The sequence below is a fragment of the Edaphovirga cremea genome (assembly GCF_003332275.1).
GTDB classification, from domain to species: domain Bacteria; phylum Pseudomonadota; class Gammaproteobacteria; order Enterobacterales; family Enterobacteriaceae; genus Edaphovirga; species Edaphovirga cremea.
In genome coordinates this window covers 1-19,205 of the sequence record NZ_QOVA01000020.1, presented here as the reverse complement: position 1 = coordinate 19,205, position 19,205 = coordinate 1, and the positions used below count along the sequence as shown (strand labels likewise).

The 19,205-nt window shown below is 50.6% G+C and carries 13 protein-coding genes and 1 pseudogene; all 14 read left to right on the top strand.

Going from position 1 to position 19,205, the window contains the following annotated elements:
* Nucleotides 1–25 precede the first annotated feature (25 nt).
* The 14 genes and pseudogenes from DRI82_RS19010 (at nucleotide 26) to DRI82_RS18950 (ending at nucleotide 18,921) form a co-directional block, all read left to right on the top strand.
* Complete coding sequence (locus tag DRI82_RS19010) at nucleotides 26–1,672, top strand: hypothetical protein (protein ID WP_114195489.1); 1,647 nt, start codon at nucleotides 26–28, stop codon at nucleotides 1,670–1,672.
* Nucleotides 1,673–1,836: 164 nt separating this feature from the next.
* Nucleotides 1,837–2,514, top strand: coding sequence for a phage tail protein (locus DRI82_RS19005; protein ID WP_114195488.1), 678 nt, complete (start codon nucleotides 1,837–1,839; stop codon nucleotides 2,512–2,514).
* Between the two features lie 111 nt (nucleotides 2,515–2,625).
* On the top strand, nucleotides 2,626–2,937 hold the full coding sequence (locus tag DRI82_RS19000; RefSeq protein WP_114195487.1) for a phage tail assembly chaperone: 312 nt from the start codon (nucleotides 2,626–2,628) through the stop codon (nucleotides 2,935–2,937).
* Between the two features lie 62 nt (nucleotides 2,938–2,999).
* Entirely contained in the window at nucleotides 3,000–3,245 is a 246-nt protein-coding gene (locus DRI82_RS18995) for a DUF1799 domain-containing protein (RefSeq protein ID WP_114195486.1), read from the top strand.
* Between the two features lies 1 nt (nucleotide 3,246).
* Entirely contained in the window at nucleotides 3,247–5,667 is a 2,421-nt protein-coding gene (locus DRI82_RS18990) for a phage tail tape measure protein (protein ID WP_114195485.1), read from the top strand.
* A gap of 116 nt (nucleotides 5,668–5,783) precedes the next feature.
* Nucleotides 5,784–6,125, top strand: a complete 342-nt coding sequence (locus tag DRI82_RS18985) for a phage tail protein (RefSeq protein ID WP_114195484.1) — start codon at nucleotides 5,784–5,786, stop codon at nucleotides 6,123–6,125.
* A gap of 15 nt (nucleotides 6,126–6,140) precedes the next feature.
* A complete protein-coding gene (locus DRI82_RS18980) occupies nucleotides 6,141–6,896 on the top strand; it encodes a phage minor tail protein L (protein WP_114195483.1) in 756 nt (251 codons plus the stop codon).
* A gap of 4 nt (nucleotides 6,897–6,900) precedes the next feature.
* Nucleotides 6,901–7,629, top strand: a complete 729-nt coding sequence (locus tag DRI82_RS18975) for a C40 family peptidase (RefSeq protein WP_114195482.1) — start codon at nucleotides 6,901–6,903, stop codon at nucleotides 7,627–7,629.
* Complete coding sequence (locus DRI82_RS18970; protein ID WP_114195481.1) at nucleotides 7,629–8,240, top strand: tail assembly protein; 612 nt, start codon at nucleotides 7,629–7,631, stop codon at nucleotides 8,238–8,240. The genes DRI82_RS18975 and DRI82_RS18970 overlap by 1 nt, the downstream gene beginning before the upstream one ends.
* Before the next feature lie 56 nt (nucleotides 8,241–8,296).
* A pseudogene (locus DRI82_RS24415) lies at nucleotides 8,297–11,029 on the top strand (TipJ family phage tail tip protein); the annotation flags it as partial.
* Nucleotides 11,030–11,497: 468 nt separating this feature from the next.
* Nucleotides 11,498–14,347: a phage tail tip fiber protein gene (locus tag DRI82_RS24575; RefSeq protein WP_342768549.1), complete on the top strand. Its 2,850-nt coding sequence runs from the start codon at nucleotides 11,498–11,500 to the stop codon at nucleotides 14,345–14,347.
* On the top strand, nucleotides 14,344–14,697 hold the full coding sequence (locus DRI82_RS18960) for a hypothetical protein (protein WP_114195479.1): 354 nt from the start codon (nucleotides 14,344–14,346) through the stop codon (nucleotides 14,695–14,697). The genes DRI82_RS24575 and DRI82_RS18960 overlap by 4 nt, the downstream gene beginning before the upstream one ends.
* 1,273 nt (nucleotides 14,698–15,970) lie before the next feature.
* A complete protein-coding gene (locus DRI82_RS24860; protein ID WP_484068169.1) occupies nucleotides 15,971–17,107 on the top strand; it encodes a phage tail fiber protein in 1,137 nt (378 codons plus the stop codon).
* A gap of 65 nt (nucleotides 17,108–17,172) precedes the next feature.
* Entirely contained in the window at nucleotides 17,173–18,921 is a 1,749-nt protein-coding gene (locus DRI82_RS18950; protein ID WP_114195477.1) for a phage tail fiber protein, read from the top strand.
* Nucleotides 18,922–19,205: the final 284 nt, after the last annotated feature.

Here is a 19,205-nt window from a genome sequence, read left to right as displayed (position 1 = left end):
GATAATATTAAGAATCGAGGGTGTTATGGTGTTAATAGAGGATATTCAATCATCAGACGGGTTTAAATATATTGGTCAATGCCCTGACATCAATGCATTGAGACAGATCGTCGGGACGGTAAATCAAAAAATACTGCTCAACGAGTATCAGGTGGGAGAGGGAACCGGGGGCGGGGAACTCTTTTGGTTAAACAGCTCTTCATTAATTGATGACAGCGTGACGTTTTTCCGGGTAAACAGTTCCGGCGGTTGGTCCCGCGATTTATCGTCAGGGATACAAGGGTTGTGGGCTGGCAATATTCTTTCTGGCGATGCGACACAAAAATTAAACTTGCTCTCAACCGCCGCCGCAAATCGTAAATCTTCAATCACACTTCCGAACGGCACAATAAAGGTTTCCGGTACCTGGGTCATAAATCAAGGTGACGATTTATTCATTACCGGGCAGGGGATGGGGAATACGCACCTCTACTTTGACGCCACAACCAATGATCCGGGTATTGTGGTTAAAAAATCAGACTACGATAGCCATAAAACGCGCACCCAAAATTTTACACTCAGGGATCTGACTCTCTCTGGATCGGCGTCTGACGTCTCTTCAACGACCTGGTCCAAACGCGATTTAATGCACCTCTACGGCGTGGGGTTTGATTTCCACGTCAGTAATGTCTGGTTCTATCGCTTTGGTCGGCGGGCTGTTTATGCGGTTGATTTATGGGACGGTGATTTCCTGAATTGCAAAATACAGTCTGGCGGCAACGATCCCAGTTGGACGGAGACGGTTTATCAGCATGCATTATGTTTTGTCCGTGATGCAGATAACTGTAACGCCGTCAGAATTACCCATTGCCACTTCGAAGATCTCCAACGTGGGGCAATAAAATCGCAAGATTTTAACCATTCGTTTTTCCTGATGAATAATAAATTTGAATCCTGTACTTCATCAAATGTATTCCCGGCGGTGCATGTCATTGATGTCGCGGACTCCTTCAGGAATTTCGTGATGTTCGGCGGGCTGTGCGTACTGGATCAGTGGGCAGCGCATAAACATTTTATCCGGATATCAAATGATGCCAGTTATCTCTCTGGCGTGAGGTTTACTTCACCCAGCAGGGCCGATGGCGCGGCATGTATTGATGTCATTGCGGGGGAATATCAGACCGGCGCATCGATCAACTGCCATTTCGATGTCAGGGGCGATATCACCGACGGGAATGCACAGGTTGTCTACCCGATCAAAACCGCGGGGATGACCGATTTTTCAACAAGCACCGTTAAACTTTTCAATCCCGGTGCCACGTTTGAGCTGCAAGGACAACGTAACGATATCTCATCGGTCAAGGTATTTACCTTGGGTGTCAATGGTTCGCAGACCTTTGTTTATCAAGTAGATACCAGCAATAAAGTCCGGGGAATCGAATTGTCGGGTGCAATCGATATCGATGGACTCGCTTCATTTACCAATATCACCAGCCTTTTTGATGCGGGTGATGTCGCCATCTTGAAAAACATGACCACCAGTTCACTCCTGCCGGGAACGACGGTGAGCGCCAGTTATCTGGTGCCTTGCGATCTTGCCGGGAATGCTGCGGGCTCGACGCCTGACGGGGTATGGCGCGCGGCATCATTTATTCCGGGAATGGGCGTGGGGCTGTTCGAGAGGGTGCGCTAGACATACAGGCAGTCTGCGATTTTCACAAAATCCAGTGTCGGCCTGAATGATCAGGCTGACACTACTTCAGAATGGGCGGGAATTGACGTGAAATGTCGATCACTCATCCATTTATACATACCGCCATCCGGCGGTTTTTTTTGTTCAAAAATAAGGAATTATCCATGGGATACGCATTACCTAATGGCGCAACTGTTCACATCGCCTCTGCATATGACACTAAATTGATTGTTTCAGGCATTTCCAATGCCGCCAGTGCGGTGGTGACAACCAGCGCGGCCCATACGCTGAAAGTCGGCGATATTATTCAACTCTCTTCTGGTTGGTCTTCACTGGATAATATCGTGGCGCGAATTTCAGTCGTGGCAGGCAGCACGCTGACGCTGGAAGATATCAACACTACCGATACCGGCACTTATGCCCCAGGTGCCGGTGGCGGTTCATTACGCAAAATTGTTTCCTGGGCCGAGCTGCCGCAAATTACCGAAGTGGCGAATGCGGGCGGTGAACAGCAGAATATCCAGGTGCAATTCCTCTCTGACAACCGTCAGCGCAATCTGGACACCTTCAAATCAGCGCAAACTCAGACCTTCACGTTGGCACATGATTCGAGTTTGCCGATTTATCCTATCCTGCGTGCGGCAGACAAGAGTGGTGATTTCCTGGCCGCGAAAATGTACGTACCGAAAGCCAAGGAGAATCGTTACTGGTGTGCCAGCGTTTCATTCAACCAAACGCCAGTGACTGCGGTTAACGCCATTGAAACGGTTTCTGTGATTCTGAATATGCAGTCGCCGGGCATGACTTTCTATAAACCACTCGAAACCGTGCCAGCACCTTAATAAATCCCTGCCTGCACTTTATTTCTATGGGCCAGCATCTGCTGGTCCAATAGTTTTTTTATAAACTGGCACCCACCAATTTAATAACATTTTAAAATGGAATCATCTATTATGGCTACCAAGTTTGCTCTGAAACCTAATCCTATTTTCAAAAAGAATGTCACTATTCCGCGTGCTGGACAAGAACCCGGCATCGTTACGTTTTCCTTTCGCCATAAAGCTCTTGAAGAACTTTCCGATCTGGAAAAACAAGAGGGCATGACCGGTAAAATGCTGGTGATGGAAATTGTTGAAGCCTGGGCATTACCGGATGAATTTAATCAGGAAAACCTCAGCTTGTTATTTAGCAACTATCCACAGGCGCAGAAAGCTGTAATCGAAGCCTATTACGAAGAAATGTTGGGCGCCCGCGAAAAAAACTAACTGAGGTCGCCACTGCTCTCTATACCCCTGAACCTACTGTCAATGAACTTGCCGCCATAGGAATGTTTCCCAGCGATTACGACGATGTGATCATCGAAATAACACCCGACGTGTGGCCCTCCTTTCTGCTTTTCCGTGCCATGTCCACGCAATGGCGTATAGGAATGAATGGCCCGACGGGTCTGGATTACGGCTGTTTGCCGCAGGTGATGAGCATGATGGATATAGAGAATACGGCGGCCGTTTTTGAAGACATTCGGATAATGGAACGCGTTGCTTTGGCAATAATTCATAAACGGAGCGATTGAAATGACAGACATAGCAACACTATCGCTGTTGGCAGCGGGAATGGAGGCGCAAGCGGAAGCCTCTGAAAGAGCGGCACAAAGTATTGATCGATTTTCACAGGCAATGAGCGAACTGCCAGCGCAGATTGCTCAGGCGATGGCATCCGTTAATTCAGGCTCATCGTCCTTTATGGATCTTGTTGCGCAGGGCAATGAGCTTAAGGGTGGATTTGACAATATCAGACAGGCAACAGGCATGCTGACTCGCTTTATGGGAGCTGCTTTCGCGCCTGTGGCAGCAGTTGCTGCTGGAATTGGTCTTTTAGGCACTGCTTATTCTTTGGCGTCGAAAGAAAGCGAGGAATTCAGCAAGCAATTAAAACTGACAGGTGGCTATGCGAGTCAATCAGCCAGCCAGTTGATAGCAATGTCAAGGCAGATCGGTGAAAACATCGGCACACAGAGTGAAGCGTCTGCGGTTTTGGCGAAAGTTGTCGGCACCGGGTCTTTTGATTCCGCTCAATTGCAAAGTGTCACTCTTGCAGCGATGACAATGGAAGAAGCGACAGGTCAATCAGTTGATACGACTATTGCAAACTTTCAGCGCCTTCAACAGGATCCGTTAAGAGCGGCTCAGGCGTTAGATCAGCAAATCCATTTCCTGACTGCATCGCAGCTTGAACAAATTGCGACATTGGAAGCATCAGGAAATACTACCGCCGCGGCGCGCGTAGCAATGGATGCTTACGCTGAATCTATAAAAAGTGGCTCAGAAAAGAGCGTGGAAAATCTCGGAGCGTTGGAGAGCGTCTGGAAAAGTATTACTGAAACTATGGCAGATGCCAAAAAGGTCATGGCGGAAGCTAAAGATGCTTTTATTGATATTGGGCGTGCCGATCCCTTGGGGGAACGTGTCGAAGAAGCAAGGAAAAGGGCGGAGAACGCCCAGAAAGTCGTGGATAACATGCCACAGCCTGACACAAAGGGGTATGGCCGAGGCAAACATATTGATGAATTGGGTAATCAACATTTAGAAAGACAGCGTAATGAAGCGATTAACACCGCTAATAAAGCGAGAGCAGAGTACGAAGCGCTTCAGGAGCAGAAGTATACTCTTGATAAGATCAATGCTCTTGAAAAGCAGGCGCAGGACGAGGAAACCATCAAGAAAAGACAGTTTCAAGCCGATCAGCAACTGAAAAAGCGATACGAGACTGCCGAGGAAAAACATCAGCGAAAACTTGCGGACATACGAAATAGTAATGCCTCTAAAGAGGTGAAAGATGAATCGATCCGCCGCGAAAACGAAAATTATGCGAAGCAAAATTCAGTTAATCAGCGCAAACCCACGACAACAACTGCAAATGCAGTTCCGAAGCAACTGGATAATACAGCCACCAGGGAACGCGAAGCCGCATTAAAAGCTGAAACCCAAGCAACGAAAGCAATGCAGGAAAAGACAAAAGATTTTAGTTCCCGCAATGATTTTGCTGAAAGAACCGCTAATTTAACGTCCAGGGGAGTGCAGCGCGAGAGGCAGAAAGAAGATCTTCGCAATGATTATGAGAGCAAGAGAGAAGGCATTACCGATCCCAAGCGCATAACTGAACTCACGGCAGAGTACACCAAAGCGCGTGAAATGCTGCAAGCTGGCTTTGATGCCGAAGATAAGAGGAGTGGTGACTGGGTCGGCGGCTTGGAAAATGGCATCAGGCAGTTTGCCGAGACGTCCCTGGATGTGTTCAGTGCAACGTCTACGCTAGCGCAAACAACATTCAACGGCCTTTCGACAATGGCTTACGATCTGGTCACAACCGGCACCGCCAACGTCAAAGAGTTTACGGTCAATTTCCTGAAGTCGATTCTGCAAATCATCAACCAGTTGTTAATTGCTTATGCAATCCAGTCCATGATGAAGTGGATTTCGGGATCTTCAGGAGGCGCAAGTACATCTGGCGGTGGCGGTGGCGGTGGTGGTGAATTTGGCTTTTCATCTTTCTTATCCGGATCGTCAGGGTCGTCAGGACAATACTCTTTCTGGGATGAAGGTGGCTATACCGGTAATGGCGGTAAATATCAGCCAGCAGGCATTGTGCACCGCGGTGAATTCGTCATGACCAAAGAGGCGACGAGCAAAATCGGCGTCAATAATCTTTATGCCTTGATGGAATCAGCAAAAGGTTACGCCAATGGCGGACTGGTCACCGATCCCGGCATCGCAGCCTCCGTTCCCTCTTTTGGCGGCGGATCGGGTGGAAATCAGACCTTCCAAACGACGGTCATCGTCAAGCAGGACGGCGACACGCAATCGAAATCTGACGAGTCAAAAAATAACGGCTTGGGCGCTATCTATCAGCAAGTCATCGACAGCTCGATAAGGGAAGGCATCGCTGCCGCGATCCGGCCAGGTGGTATGCTGTGGAACTTCCAGTACCAGCGATAAGTTCTTAACACGCAGTTAAACAGGACTTTATATCCAGATAAAATCATTGGCGTAAAGTTAACCAGTTCTAGTCAATCAAAACCGCTTCGGCGGTTTTTTTATGCCCGGAGAAAAGCATGGCACTTGACACATTCAGTTGGCCAACGCAGGGAATGCCGGAAGGGACCTACGATCAGCGCGTCAGAACGGCGCAGTTCGGCGATGGCTATAAGCAGGTTGTTGGCGATGGCATCAACCCTGAAACGCAGACGTGGCCGTTAATGTTCAACGGGAAAGAGCAGGAGATGTTACCGATCCTGACGTTTTTCCGCACCCACACTATTAAATCATTTATCTGGACGCCGCCGTATGGTGAGCCTGGCCTCTATCGGGTTTTACCCGACTCTATCAAAGCCTCACCCTACGGCGGGCGTGTCATGACGGTTTCAGCCTCCTTCGAACAAGCCTACCACCCCTAGTAATGAGTAAATAACATGACAATGAATGCAGACCTGCAAAAGTTAGAGCCGGGAAATCGCATTCGCCTGTACGAAATTGACGGCAATAAATTTGATGCCGGAATACTTCGTTTTCATGGCGATACGATCCCGCATACGCCTGAAGAAATCGCTGCCGCAGGCGGTGATGACAGCAAGCTTTTGGCAAAATCAATTTGGTGGCAAGGGGAAGAATACAGCGCATGGCCATGCCAGATTGAAGGGCTGGAAATGTCCAGCGATGGTCAGAGTGCGCAGCCAAAATTAAGCGTAGCCAATCTGAACGGCTCGATTACCGCGCTGTGCATTCATTTCAACGACATGGTTCAGGCGAAAGTCACGATCCATGAAACGTTCAAACACTACCTCGACGGGGCGAACTTTCCCGAGGGCAATCCCGAAGCCGACCCTAATCAGGAGTTTATTCAGGTCTTCTACATCGACAGTAAAAGCAGTGAAAACAACGAAGTGGTTGAGTTCACGCTTTCAAGTCCGGCGGATTTGGAGGGTCTGATGATCCCCACCCGGCAAATTCATTCCCTTTGCACCTGGGCCATGCGCGGCTGGTATCGCACCGGCAAGGGCTGCGCTTACGCCGGGCAGAATGGCTCTTTTACGCTGGATGACAAGCCAACGGACGATCCCAGTCGCGATGTCTGTGCGGGCTTGCTGTCGTCGTGCAACCGGCGCTTCGGGGAGAATGAGCAACTCGACTTCGGCGGATTTCCGGGGTCAGCACTGATCAAGAGGTAACACCATGAGAAATAAAACCCTGCAGGCGATCATGGCGCACGCAAAACAGTGCTATCCGCAGGAGTGTTGTGGGTTAGTGGCGCAAAAATCCCGCGTTGAGCGCTATTTTCCCTGCCGAAATATCCTGCCCGACAATGCTGACGAAAAGCGTGGCCCGCGCTATGGCTTCACGATCGCGCCAGAGGACTATGCCAACGTGGAGGATTGGGGAACCATCGCCGCCATCGTGCATAGTCACCCGGACGCCACGACGCAACCGAGCGAGAAGGACATGGCTGAATGCGATGACTCGGCCTTGCCCTGGCATATCGTAAGCTGGCCGGAGGGTGATTTGCGCACTATTCAACCCCGGGGCGAGCGGCCGCTGGTGGGGCGCCAGTTCTTGCTCGGTTATGCTGATTGCTGGGGACTGATCATGAGCTACTTCCGGCAAACGCATGGCATAGAACTGAAAGATTATCGCGTGGATTATCCCTGGTGGGAGGACGGCAAGAAAAACTTCTATATGGATAACTGGTTCGAATGCGGATTCCGCGAATTCACCGGGGCTACCCAAAAAGGGGATATGGCGATTATGCAGGTCTCCGCACCCGTCGCCAATCATGCGGGCATTCTGGTGGAAGATGGGATGCTGCTGCACCATCTGTATGGACATCTTAGCAATCGCACGCCCTACGGCGGCTATTGGCTTGAAAGAACACTGAAAATCGTGCGGCATAAGGATTTATTCTGATGGCTATGAAAACTAACGAATTAAACACCATTCGCTTATATGGGCAGCTCGGCGCGATGTTTGGCCGGGTTCACCGTCTGGCGGTTAACTCTCCCAGAGAAGCAATCAGGGCGCTTTCTATTATCCTCCCTGGTTTTGAACATTTCATGATGACCTCGAAGCAACGTGGACTGGTTTACGCCGTGTTTAAAGGCAAGCGAAATATCGGCCTGGAGGAGCTCAAAGACAATTCAGGCACGCAAGACATTCGTATTGCGCCAGTTATTTCCGGTAACAAGCGCGCCGGTATGTTTCAAATTGTATTGGGAGCTGTGCTTATTGCGGCGACAATAATCAGTATGGGTAGCTTTGCTGCAATTGCCGCCAGTACATGGGCCTCAATGGCTTTAATGACGGGTGTTTCGATGGTGATGGGGGGCGTCATGCAGATGCTATCACCGCAACCCAAAGGGCTCTCCATGGGGCAGGATCCCGATAACAAACCCTCCTATGCATTTGGTGGCCCGGTAAATACCACGGCGCAAGGCAACCCGGTTGGCGTGCTGTATGGGCAACGGGAAATCGGCGGGGCGGTTATTTCAGCGGGGATTTACGCGGAAGAACAGCAGTAAAACCTCTTTGTTTCAATAAGGTCGTCCATCGGACGGCCTTTTTTAATGGGTGAAATATGGCACGGAAACTTATAGGCGGCCGCAAAGGCGGTGGTGGAAGCGCACACGTTCCGGTTGAATCGCCGGACAGTCTGCAATCAACGGCCAGAACGAAAATCTTGATTGCGCTGGGAAATGGCGAGTTCGCCGGAAATTTGTCCGGAAAAGATATTCTTCTGGACGGCACGGCGATTCTGGATGCGAACGGCAATGAAAACTTCCCCGGCCTGAAATGGGAGTTTCGTGCCGGCACCCAGGCGCAGGAGTATATTCAAGGGATCCCGAGTGTAGAGAACGAAGTCAACATTGGCGTTGAGTTGACCAAGGAACGTCCGTGGATCCGCGCAATCAATAATACGCAATTGTCGGCGGTGCGGCTGCGTTTTGCCTGGCCTGCAATTCAGATGCAGGAAGAGAACGGCGACGTCAATGGCGCACGCGTGGACTATGCCGTTGATGTGGCAACAGATGGCGGCGCGTATCAGGAAATGCTCAAAACCGCGGTTGACGGTAAAACGTCCTCGTTGTACGAGCGTTCGCACCGTATCGATCTGCCGAAAGCCACCACGGGTTGGCAGATCCGCGCCCGACGTATCACCGAGGATTCAACGACCAGTCGCCTTACGGATAAAATGAATATTCAGTCGATTACCGATGTGATCGATGCGAAATTGCGTTATCCGAATACCGCGCTGTTATTTGTTGAATTTGACGCGAAGCAGTTCCAGAACATTCCAAAGATCAGCTGTAAGCCGCGTGGCCGTATTATCCGCATTCCGACAACCTATAATCCAGAAACGCGTGGATATGCGGGAATATGGGATGGCACCTTTAAATGGGCCTATTCCAATAACCCGGCGTGGGTATTTTACGATCTGGTACTGAATGATCTATTTGGTCTCGGCGAGAAAATTGACTCGACACAGGTGGATAAATGGGAGCTGTACCGCATCGCCCAGTATTGCGATCAACTGGTTCCTGACGGGCGTGGTGGCGCAGGCATGGAGCCACGTTTCCTCTGTGATATGTATGTCCAGTCGCGTGAGCAGGCATTTACCGTACTGCGGGACTTCGCCGCGATATTCCGCGGGATGACCTATTGGGGCAACAATCAGTTATCCGCCCTCGCGGATATGCCAAGGGATGTTGATTACATCTATAACCGCTCAAACGTGATTAACGGTAAATTTAACCGCGCTGGCGGTAGCCAAAAGAACCGTTTTTCGACGGCGATGGTCAGTTGGTCAAATCCGATTAATCATTATCAAGATGAAATTGAAGCCGTTTCAGATAACTCTCTGGTTCGCCGCTATGGCATCAATAACGTTGATTTAACCGCGATCGGCTGTACGCGTCAGACTGAAGCCAACCGTCGCGGCCGTTGGGCATTACTGAGCAACAGTAAAGACGGGCTGACAAATTTCAGCGTCGGCCTGGACGGCATGATCCCAATGCCCGGCTATATCATCGGCATCGCCAACGAAGACGTCGCCGGTAAAGTCATTGGCGGTCGAATCAAAGCGGTTAACGGCAAGAACATTACGCTGGATCGCGTCGCGAATGCGAAACAGAGCGATCGGCTGATTCTGAACCTTCCGAGCGGAAAAGCTGAAGCGCGGACGGTGACGGCCATTAACGGCAACGTGGTGACGGTCAGCGTTGCCTACAGCGAAATTCCGGCGGTGGAATCCGCGTGGTCGGTTGACGCCAACGATCTGGCCATTCAGCAGTACCGCGTTACCGGCATCAAATACAACGATGACAATACCTTTGACGTCAGCGCCGTTGAGCACGATCCGGACAAATACGCGCGCATCGATAACGGTGCGCGCATCGATGAACGCCCGATCTCCGTCATTCCACCCGGTGCCCAGCAAGCGCCAACCAATGTAGTGATTTCCAGTAATTCGAAAGTCGCCCAGGGGTTGACGGTAACGACGATGCGCGTTTCCTGGCGTGTCGCGCCGAATGCCATTGCGTATGAAGCGGAATGGCGTCGGGATAACGGCAACTGGATCGCCGTCCAACGTTCATCGACGGCCAGCTTTGAAGTCGACGGCGTCTATGCGGGACGCTATCAGGCTCGCGTTCGTGCAATTAACCCTGCCGGTGCCTCATCCGTGTGGGCCAATGCCGCAGAAAAAGTCCTGTCAGGGAAAAACGGTGCGCCTCCCGCGCTGGCTTCATTTACCGCCAGCGCGATTGTGTTTGGTATCACGCTGGATTGGCTGTTCCCGCAAGGCGCAGAAGATACGCAGAAAGTCGAAGTCTGGTCGAATTCCATTGCCAGCGACGAGGCCGCTGTGCATTACGGCGATTACGCCTATCCGCAAAATTCCCATACGGTACCGGGGCTGGCGGCAGGGCGGGTGATATGGTTCAAAGCCCGCATTGTTGACCGGTTGGGTAATCAGGGGCCGTGGACGGCATGGACGCAAGGCAGCGCCAGTTCAGATGCCAATCTGATTCTGGACTATCTGGCGGGAGAGATTGGCGAGACCGAACTGGCGAAGGCGTTGCTGGAGAAGATCGACAACTCCGCCACGCTGGAACAGTTGGAAGACGCACGCAAAGAGCTTGAGCAGGCGGAAAAACTGCTTGGCGATCGCGTTGATGCGGCCAATCAGGCGCTTGTCGATGCCAGAACGCAACTTGAGGCATCTGACAAGGCATTGTCAGACCGTGTGACTGAAACAGATAAAAAGTTAAGCGCCGAAATTGCGAACTCAGAAGCCGCGGCGCTGGCGTTGGGTAAACGTGCCGATGCGGCCAATCAGGCGCTGACCGATGCCAGAATACAACTCGATGCCACGGATAAAAAATTGGCAGAGAGTGTTGTTCAGGTAGAAACGGATCTTGCCAATGCCCGCACGGAGCTGATTGCATCGGTAAATCTGGCGCATTCCAATCTGGACTCTGCCGCAGAGGCCATTATTGAAAACGCGCTGGGTTTGAACACGGAGAAGACCGAGCGCAAAACCTGCGATGCCGAGATTATTCGCGCGCAAAGCCTCATCGTGGATGGCCAGCAGGCGATCGCTCAGGATGTTCTGCAACTGACCGCCGATTTTAATGGTCAGCAGGCGCAAATTACCGAAGTTCGCCAGACGGTTGCCACGGAGAAAGCAGCGACGGCGCAATCGCTGCAACAGTTGAGATCCACGGTGGATGGCAATAAATCCGACGCTGAAGGCAAGATAAGCCATTTGCAGCAGACAATGGTCAGTGTTGATGAGGCGTTGGCTGCGGATATCAGCGACGTTTCGGCGAGTGTCGCTGAGAACGCGGCATCCATTCTTTCTGAGAAAACCACGCGCGCCGATGCCGACAGTGCGCTGGGTAAACGGATTGATGCTGTCTCTGCGGATACCAGCAACAATTCTGCCGCTATTCAAACCGAAATTACGGCACGCACGGATGCTGACTCTGCGCTGGGTAAACGTGTCGATACGCTGTCGGCAAAAACCGACACGGCAGCAGCGGATATCACCACGCTGAAAAAAACGTTGGCAGATGGCGACAGTGCGTTGTCTACCCGCATCGATGGCCTGCAAACCACTGTCGGGCAGACCAGCGCAGCTCTCACCAGCGAGCAGACGACGCGGGCGAATGCCGACACGGCGCTGGGTCAGCGCATTGATAGCGTGTCGGCAACGACAGGGCAAAACACAGTGGCGATCCAGTCGGAAACCACTGCGCGTGCTGATGCCGATACCGCATTGGGTAAACGCGTCGATTCACTGAAAACCACCACCGACAGTAACGTGGCGGCGATTCAGTCCGAAACGACAGCGCGTACCGAGGCGGACTCCGCATTGGGTAAACGTGTCGATAGCGTTTCCGCCGCAGTAACCACCGGGGATACGCGACTGCAAGGCAGTATCGACACGCTGACTCAGGTGGTGGCAGACAATGACAGCGTACAGTCGAGCCGCATCGACCAGTTGAGTGCGTCCGTGGATTTGAGCGCAGAGGCCATGATCGAGAATGCCCTCAATCTTGCCGAACGCGACCAAACCCTGCGCCAATCCTTCGCCAGTGTCACCAACGAGCAGAAAGCCCAGGCCGACGCGCAGCAGGCGCAGGCCAGCGTTCTGCAAACGTTGCAGGTGAAATATGACGCGGCTTCCGGGCAGATCAGCGACCTGAAGCAAACCACCGTGTCGGCGGATGAAGCGCTTTCCCTGCGCATCAGCACCACTACTTCGTCTTTGGCGACAACCGTCGCCGCACTGAAAACGGAGGAGACAGCCAGGGCCAACGCAGACGGCGCGTTGTCTCAACGTGTCGATACGCTGTCGGCAAAAACCGACACGGCAGCAGCGGATATCACCACGCTGAAAAAAACGGTGGCAGATGGCGACAGTGCGTTGTCTACCCGCATTGATGGCCTGCAAACCACTGTCGGGCAGACCAGCGCGGCTCTCACCAGCGAGCAGACGACGCGGGCGAATGCCGACACGGCGTTGGGTCAGCGCATTGATAGCGTGTCGGCAACGACAGGGCAAAACACGGTGGCGATCCAGTCGGAAACCACTGCGCGTGCCGATGCCGATACCGCATTGGGTAAACGCGTCGATTCACTGAAAACCACCACCGACAGTAACGTGGTGGCGATTCAGTCCGAAACGACAGCGCGTACCGAGGCGGACTCTGCGTTGGGTAAACGTGTCGATAGCATTTCCGCCGCAGTAACCACCGGGGATACGCGACTGCAAGGCAGTATCGACACGTTGACGCAGGTGGTGGCGGACAATGACAGCGTACAGTCGAGCCGCATCGACCAGTTGAGTGCGTCCGTGGATTTGAGCGCAGAGGCCACGATCGAGAACGCCCTCAATCTTGCCGACCGCGACAAAACCACACGTAAGTCGTTCGCCAGCGTCACCAACGAGCAGAAAGCCCAGGCCGACGCGCAGCAGGCGCAGGCCAGCGTTCTGCAAACGTTGCAGGTGAAATATGACGCGGCTTCCGGGCAGATCAGCGACCTGAAGCAAACCACCGCATCGGCGGATGAGGCGCTTTCCCAGCGCATCAGCACCACCACTTCGTCCCTGGCGACAACCGTCGCCGCACTGAAAACGGAGGAGACAGCCAGAGTCACCGCCGATAGCGCCTTGTCTCAGCGTATCGACACGGTGTCGGCAAAAACCGACACGGCAGCAGCTGATATCACCACGCTGAAGAAAACGGTGGCGGATGGCGATGGTGCATTGGCAACCCGTATCGATGGCCTGCAAACCACCGTCGGGCAAACCAGCACGGCCATCACCAGTGAGCAGACCGCGCGGGCAAATGGCGACACGGCATTGGGTCAGCGCATCGATAGCGTAACGGCGTCTGTGGGCGAGAACTCCGCTGCGGTGCAGCAGGTCAGCAAAGCGCAGGCCACGATGGAGGGCAAAATCTCGGCGTCGTGGAATCTTAAAGTCAACACCACATCGGGAGGAAATAAATACGTTGCCGGGTTGGGCTTGGGGATAGAACCTGATGGGAAAAGTCAGTTTGTTGTTCAGGCTGATCGCTTCTCAGTAATTAATGCCAACAACGGTCAGGTATCCACACCGTTTACCATTGATAATGGTCAGGTATTTATCAAGTCGGGTTTTCTTGCCGATGCCTCGATTGAAAGTGCCAAGATAAGAGACGGGGCGATAACATCTGCAAAAATAAGAGATGCAGAAATAACGACATTAAAACTAGCGGGAGCATCAGTAACGGTGCCTGTTGGAACGACACATGGCCATATTGATGGCGTCAAGAATGTTGCTGTAAGTTGCCTCGAGATGACTCCTTGGATAGGTAGTGAAAATATTCCTGTACTAATTATTTATAATGCAGCAAAACATTATGGCAAGGGAACCAGAGGCGGAATAATCAGACTATATGTCAATGGGAGTATTTTGACTATGAATTCGCAAGATGAGTCTATTGCGGATGCATCGGTAACACTATCGGCTATTATTAATATATCGGGTTCTTTTAACATCAAGGTTGAGTTCACAGCATTCGATACCCCTTACACATTAAATTTTGGAACATTATCTATTATAGGGATGAAACGATGATTATCAGTTATATTGGTTATGACGATGAAGGAAAAATAACATCCTGTACTACCAATGATGAAAGCATGATGCAAAAGGATGCTGACGCTAATGGTTGGAAAAATGTTATAAAAGGCCATGCGTTACCATGGGAGCACTATATTAAGGATGGCGTAATTACAGAGCGGCCTATAATGGATGTGAAGGTAAGTGCAGGAATGATAGTAGGTATTCCGATTGGCGCGGCAGTAACAATGGATGGTAACACAACCATTGTAAACAATGGCGTATTATCAATTTCTGAATCTGTTAATTCACGCGTAGTCAGAATTATTAAATTCCCCTATAAAGATTCTGAATTCGGTGTTTGAATAATTAATTGAAGACCCTCACTCAAGCCCGCCACGTGCGGGTTTTTTATTTGGAGAAAAACCTATGTGGTATAGAACAGGCACAATTGCCGCGACAAAAAGCAGTAAAATAGTTACTGGAACAGGAACCAAATGGGCTGACGCCAAACAGGGTGTTGGCCCCGGTCAGATGCTGTTACTTCCGGCTGCGGGTACGGTGGTGATGTATGAAATTGCGTCTGTGCAGAGCAATACCCAACTGACGCTGGTCGATGCCATCACGGGGACTACGGTGACGGCTCAGGCTTATGCGATCGTTACAACCTATATTGATTCAGTGCCCGATTTTGCCCGGCGCCTGGCGAGTCAACTGTCTGATTATCAAAGCCAACTCGATGGCTGGCAGTCCATTCTGACCGGTACCGGCGATGTCACGCTGACTGCGCCGGATGGTACGTCTGTTAGTGTGCCAACAATGAACAAAATGCAGGGTGACTATCTTTCTACCACAAAGAGCACCGCACAAAATGTGGCGGGGCCGGTTACATTTGCAAAAGCTATTACGGTACCCAATTCAAAAGGTGTAATCACTGGCAGCACTACGGTAAGCGGAGAAACATCTTCCGCGCAATTCAGCGGTGAGTCGGGTTATGCCATGATATGGCGCACAACAGATTCAGCAACTAAAGCCAGTGAATTCGTCGGTGTTGATAGAAACAGTCAGGTAATATTCCGTAGAGATTCGGGAAAAGGGGATAAAACAACAATCGATGAAACTCTCCCCTATTATTCTCAATTGGATAGTGCTCAATGGATGATTGGTAATAACGTTAATGTCGCTAATTGGGTAAAAATCGCAAGCATCACAGCGCTGGCTCAAGGTGGTGTGACAATGCGCTTTGAAGTTAATGGCGGTGCTGGGTACAACGGTATCGCGGGTCAAAATGGTTGGGCAACGTTAATTCTGCGAACGGGTAATGCTACAAATACTGTTGTAAATACGCTTAATCGTGCGCATCTTTCAGTGACGCGTTTTGGTAAAAGTGCAGTCATTGATGCAGGTATTATTGAAACCACTGCGAATAGTTATGACCTCTATGTTAAGTTAGATCCTTATTCATTCAATATTTACGTTACACAGTCTGCTCGCCAACTCCAATCTTTATGGAAAAATGTCATAACACTGAGTGAGACGCAAACTACAGCTCCAACTTTTGCATTACTGACGGCAATACATAACGCGTTGATTGATACTCAGCCAGTAAATGGGCATTTTACATTTAATAACGATGTAATGGCTCGTCTGTTTAACGGAGCAGGAATAAAGGCATCTGGTTTAGGAAGTGGCTTTATTCCGACCTCGCAAGGTTCCTACATGTCCTGGGGCTATGAGGCTGGAACTGGTCGCACTGATTTTATATGTCATAAGGGAAATGGATCGGGTGGCTTTGGTTACTTTATCGTTAATAACCTCGGTGAGATAAATAAGTTAGCCGCACTCTCCCCTGATGGAAGAATAAATCTTAATGGTAATAGCAGCGGCATTCTTATGAATGATGCCAATGCCGATGAATTAGCGTTGGCATATACTGAGCCATCAGGGAGAATGAACTTGCGTGTTGGGAAAAAATCCTATACACATATTTTCACGGAAACAGGGATCATTGCGGCGCATATTGGTTTACAGCCTGGGCGAGTGGCGCTGTCATATACTGATATTCAATCGGGAACAATTCCTAACACCGGTACAGCATCATATATCATTCGCGGTGCCGATGGCGCAAATTATAATGAATTGTGCAACATGAACTTTGTTTCATGGTATGGCGTCGGTTTTGTTCCAAACGTATCAACATCATTAGCCTCCGGTGTTACACACGGTAAGCCTTGCGTATTTGTTAATACGCGGGCAGGCTTAGTCGATGCAATAAACGGTTTCCGTCATAATGGATCGGTGGTTTATTCCACCAGAAATACCACCGTCGATACGAATGGATATATAAAACCGGCCTCTCCGATTATCAAACTGTTTGGCGACGGTGTGATTGAAAATAACGAGAGCGCAGTGGGCACCGTAGCAGCGCGCGTTGGTCGGGGTATTTATCGTTTAAGCGGCATGCTCGGCTTTAACGCAGATGCACTTTGGGGAGGGAACGATGGCGGTATATCGATCCCGGAAGATAAAAACAAACAGCCACTTATTTGGGTGGATTACGACGTTGAGGCATCAGGGGATATTTTAATTAAAACCTATCATCGAACCCATCCTGATGCGCCAGTATTTGCACGGAACGTTAAAGAAGGTTATGAGAACGGCGATCCGATCGATATCCCGGATGGTCGTTGGATTGATTTGCGTATCTATATGCCAGTCAACGACGTTGAAGAGGTGACTGATGTTGATGAAACGCCGCCTGAACCCGCTATCTAAATAATTATTTCACCCCCTCACTCAAACCCGCCATGTGCGGGTTTTTGCCATCTGGAGCAAAACGTATGTGGTATAGAACAGGCACGATTGCCGCGACAAAAAGCAGTAAAGTTGTCACCGGAACAGGAACCAAATGGGCAGACGCCAAACAGGGTGTTGGCCCCGGTCAGATGCTGTTGCTCCCGGCTGCGGGCACGGTGGTGATGTATGAAATTGCGTCCGTGCAGAGCAATACCCAACTGACGCTGGTTGATGCCTTCACTGGGACTACGGTGACGGCTCAGGCGTATGCAATCATTACAACCTATATTGATTCAGTGCCCGATTTTGCCCGGCGCCTGGCGAGCCAACTGTCTGATTATCAAAGTCAACTTGATGGCTGGCAGTCCATTCTGACTGGTAGCGGCGATGTCACGCTGACTGCGCCAGATGGCACGAGTGTTACCGTAGCGAGTATGTCAAAAATGCAGGGAGACTATGTTTCGAGGACGCTTGGAGGAATCCAGAATATAGAGGGAGGGATAAAAGTTTCAGGAGAAATCCAGGCAACCGCCCCAAATACTTACAGGCTGGTACAAGGTGGGTATGGCTCTTTTTGGCGACAAGACACGAACAATTTGTATTTAATGCTCACTAATAATAAAGACGAATACGGCTCCTATAATAGTCTTAGACCTTTTAGGGTGGCATTGGATACTGGTAACGTCGTCATAGAATCCAAACTTACTGCAAATACCTTTGTTGATAACGCCACCAATATAGGTAAAACCTCAACCGGAGGTAAAACGTTTACTGCAATAGAAGATTGGTCAAAACCCGTTGGATATAGTTCGTTACTCAACGCCGTCAGTACAAACAAACCTCCTGCTTTGGCTAATACCTACACTTACTGGAATGTTCTGGGCAAAAGGGACACTGAAGGTGGCTATGGTGGCATCCTGCTAAATTATGGAACTGGTGATGCCTATATTGGTGTCTCTATTAATGAAATAACTGCTCCTACGTGGAATAGACTGTATAGCGAAAAGAATAAACCCACAGCGGCCGATGTTGGCGCTCTTGCGGTCGGTGCAGGAGGCTGGCTAGGAACCACATCACCGGCGATATCTGATATAGAAGCGGTTAGTGCTAACCAGTTATGGCGTGCAAGTACAAATGCCACTGGAGGGCCAGACGCTACCGCTCCTTGGGCTGGATTCCAATTTGGATTTGATGGTGCATCCCGTTGGACAATGTGCGCAAGACAAGGGGTTAACACCATTGATCTCCGCACTCGTGTCCGTGCACCGAGTGGCTGGGGTTCGTGGGTCGCGATGTGGCACACGGGCAATACCTCGGTGGATGCCAATGGCTTTATTAAAAAAGCCTCACCGATCGCCCGTTTGACCAATCACCCATACAAAATGCAGTCGGACTTCCTGGATGGCTTCACTCTGTCTGGTTTGGTTGCGGTGAACCCGGAAGCGACAGGTGTCACCGCCGTTAAAGTCGCAACCGGTGTGTATGAAGTAACCGGTTCGCTGGGCTTCTCGCTGGAAGGCTGGACGGTCGAGATCCCGCAGGATGTCAACGGCAACCGTCTGTGCTTTGTTGCTACCGAAGTTGATCACGACGGGAAAATCACGGTGTCTGTCAGTAAGCGTCGCTTCGATATCGATACTGCCGCGATTGTGGCTGGCGATCCTATGGACATCCCGGACGGCCGCTGGATCGATTTGCGTATCAATATGCCAGCCAGTGACATCAAAGACATGACCGAAGTCGATGAGTTGATAGCTCAGCCAGAGGAGTGTGTGGAGGCAACGGCGGACTAATCTGCCTTATCAAAGGAGTGATAATGTGTATAAGATGCTATTATGTAAATGAAAATCCCCGCGCTGATGGTTCTATTTCTTATTGTAAACTATGCAATAATTTTTAGATTCACCAGAGCACAGCAGAAAACGGAAGGCCGTTTCGGCGGCCTTTTTCTTATGCACAGAAAACCTCCAGCTAGGCTGGAGGTTCCGTAAAGCTTTCAGCTTTGAGCCAGTTATAAAAACCCCTTTTGATTTGTTAAAACAGTTTGCGGTCTGGCAACTGCAAACGTTCAACAAGA

Bases quoted from the DNA above. Each gene is read 5' to 3' on its own strand.
- DRI82_RS18990 (WP_114195485.1), top strand. From the start codon at position 3,247: ATGACAGACATAGCAACACTATCGCTGTTGGCAGCGGGAATGGAGGCG.
- DRI82_RS19010 (WP_114195489.1), top strand. From the start codon at position 26: ATGGTGTTAATAGAGGATATTCAATCATCAGACGGGTTTAAATATATT.
- DRI82_RS18950 (WP_114195477.1), top strand. From the start codon at position 17,173: ATGTGGTATAGAACAGGCACGATTGCCGCGACAAAAAGCAGTAAAGTT.
- DRI82_RS18960 (WP_114195479.1), top strand. From the start codon at position 14,344: ATGATTATCAGTTATATTGGTTATGACGATGAAGGAAAAATAACATCC.
- DRI82_RS18970 (WP_114195481.1), top strand. From the start codon at position 7,629: ATGGCTATGAAAACTAACGAATTAAACACCATTCGCTTATATGGGCAG.
- DRI82_RS19000 (WP_114195487.1), top strand. From the start codon at position 2,626: ATGGCTACCAAGTTTGCTCTGAAACCTAATCCTATTTTCAAAAAGAAT.
- DRI82_RS19005 (WP_114195488.1), top strand. From the start codon at position 1,837: ATGGGATACGCATTACCTAATGGCGCAACTGTTCACATCGCCTCTGCA.
- DRI82_RS18975 (WP_114195482.1), top strand. From the start codon at position 6,901: ATGAGAAATAAAACCCTGCAGGCGATCATGGCGCACGCAAAACAGTGC.
- DRI82_RS18995 (WP_114195486.1), top strand. From the start codon at position 3,000: ATGTTTCCCAGCGATTACGACGATGTGATCATCGAAATAACACCCGAC.
- DRI82_RS24860 (WP_484068169.1), top strand. From the start codon at position 15,971: ATGGCTCGTCTGTTTAACGGAGCAGGAATAAAGGCATCTGGTTTAGGA.
- DRI82_RS18985 (WP_114195484.1), top strand. From the start codon at position 5,784: ATGGCACTTGACACATTCAGTTGGCCAACGCAGGGAATGCCGGAAGGG.
- DRI82_RS18980 (WP_114195483.1), top strand. From the start codon at position 6,141: ATGACAATGAATGCAGACCTGCAAAAGTTAGAGCCGGGAAATCGCATT.
- DRI82_RS24575 (WP_342768549.1), top strand. From the start codon at position 11,498: ATGGTCAGTGTTGATGAGGCGTTGGCTGCGGATATCAGCGACGTTTCG.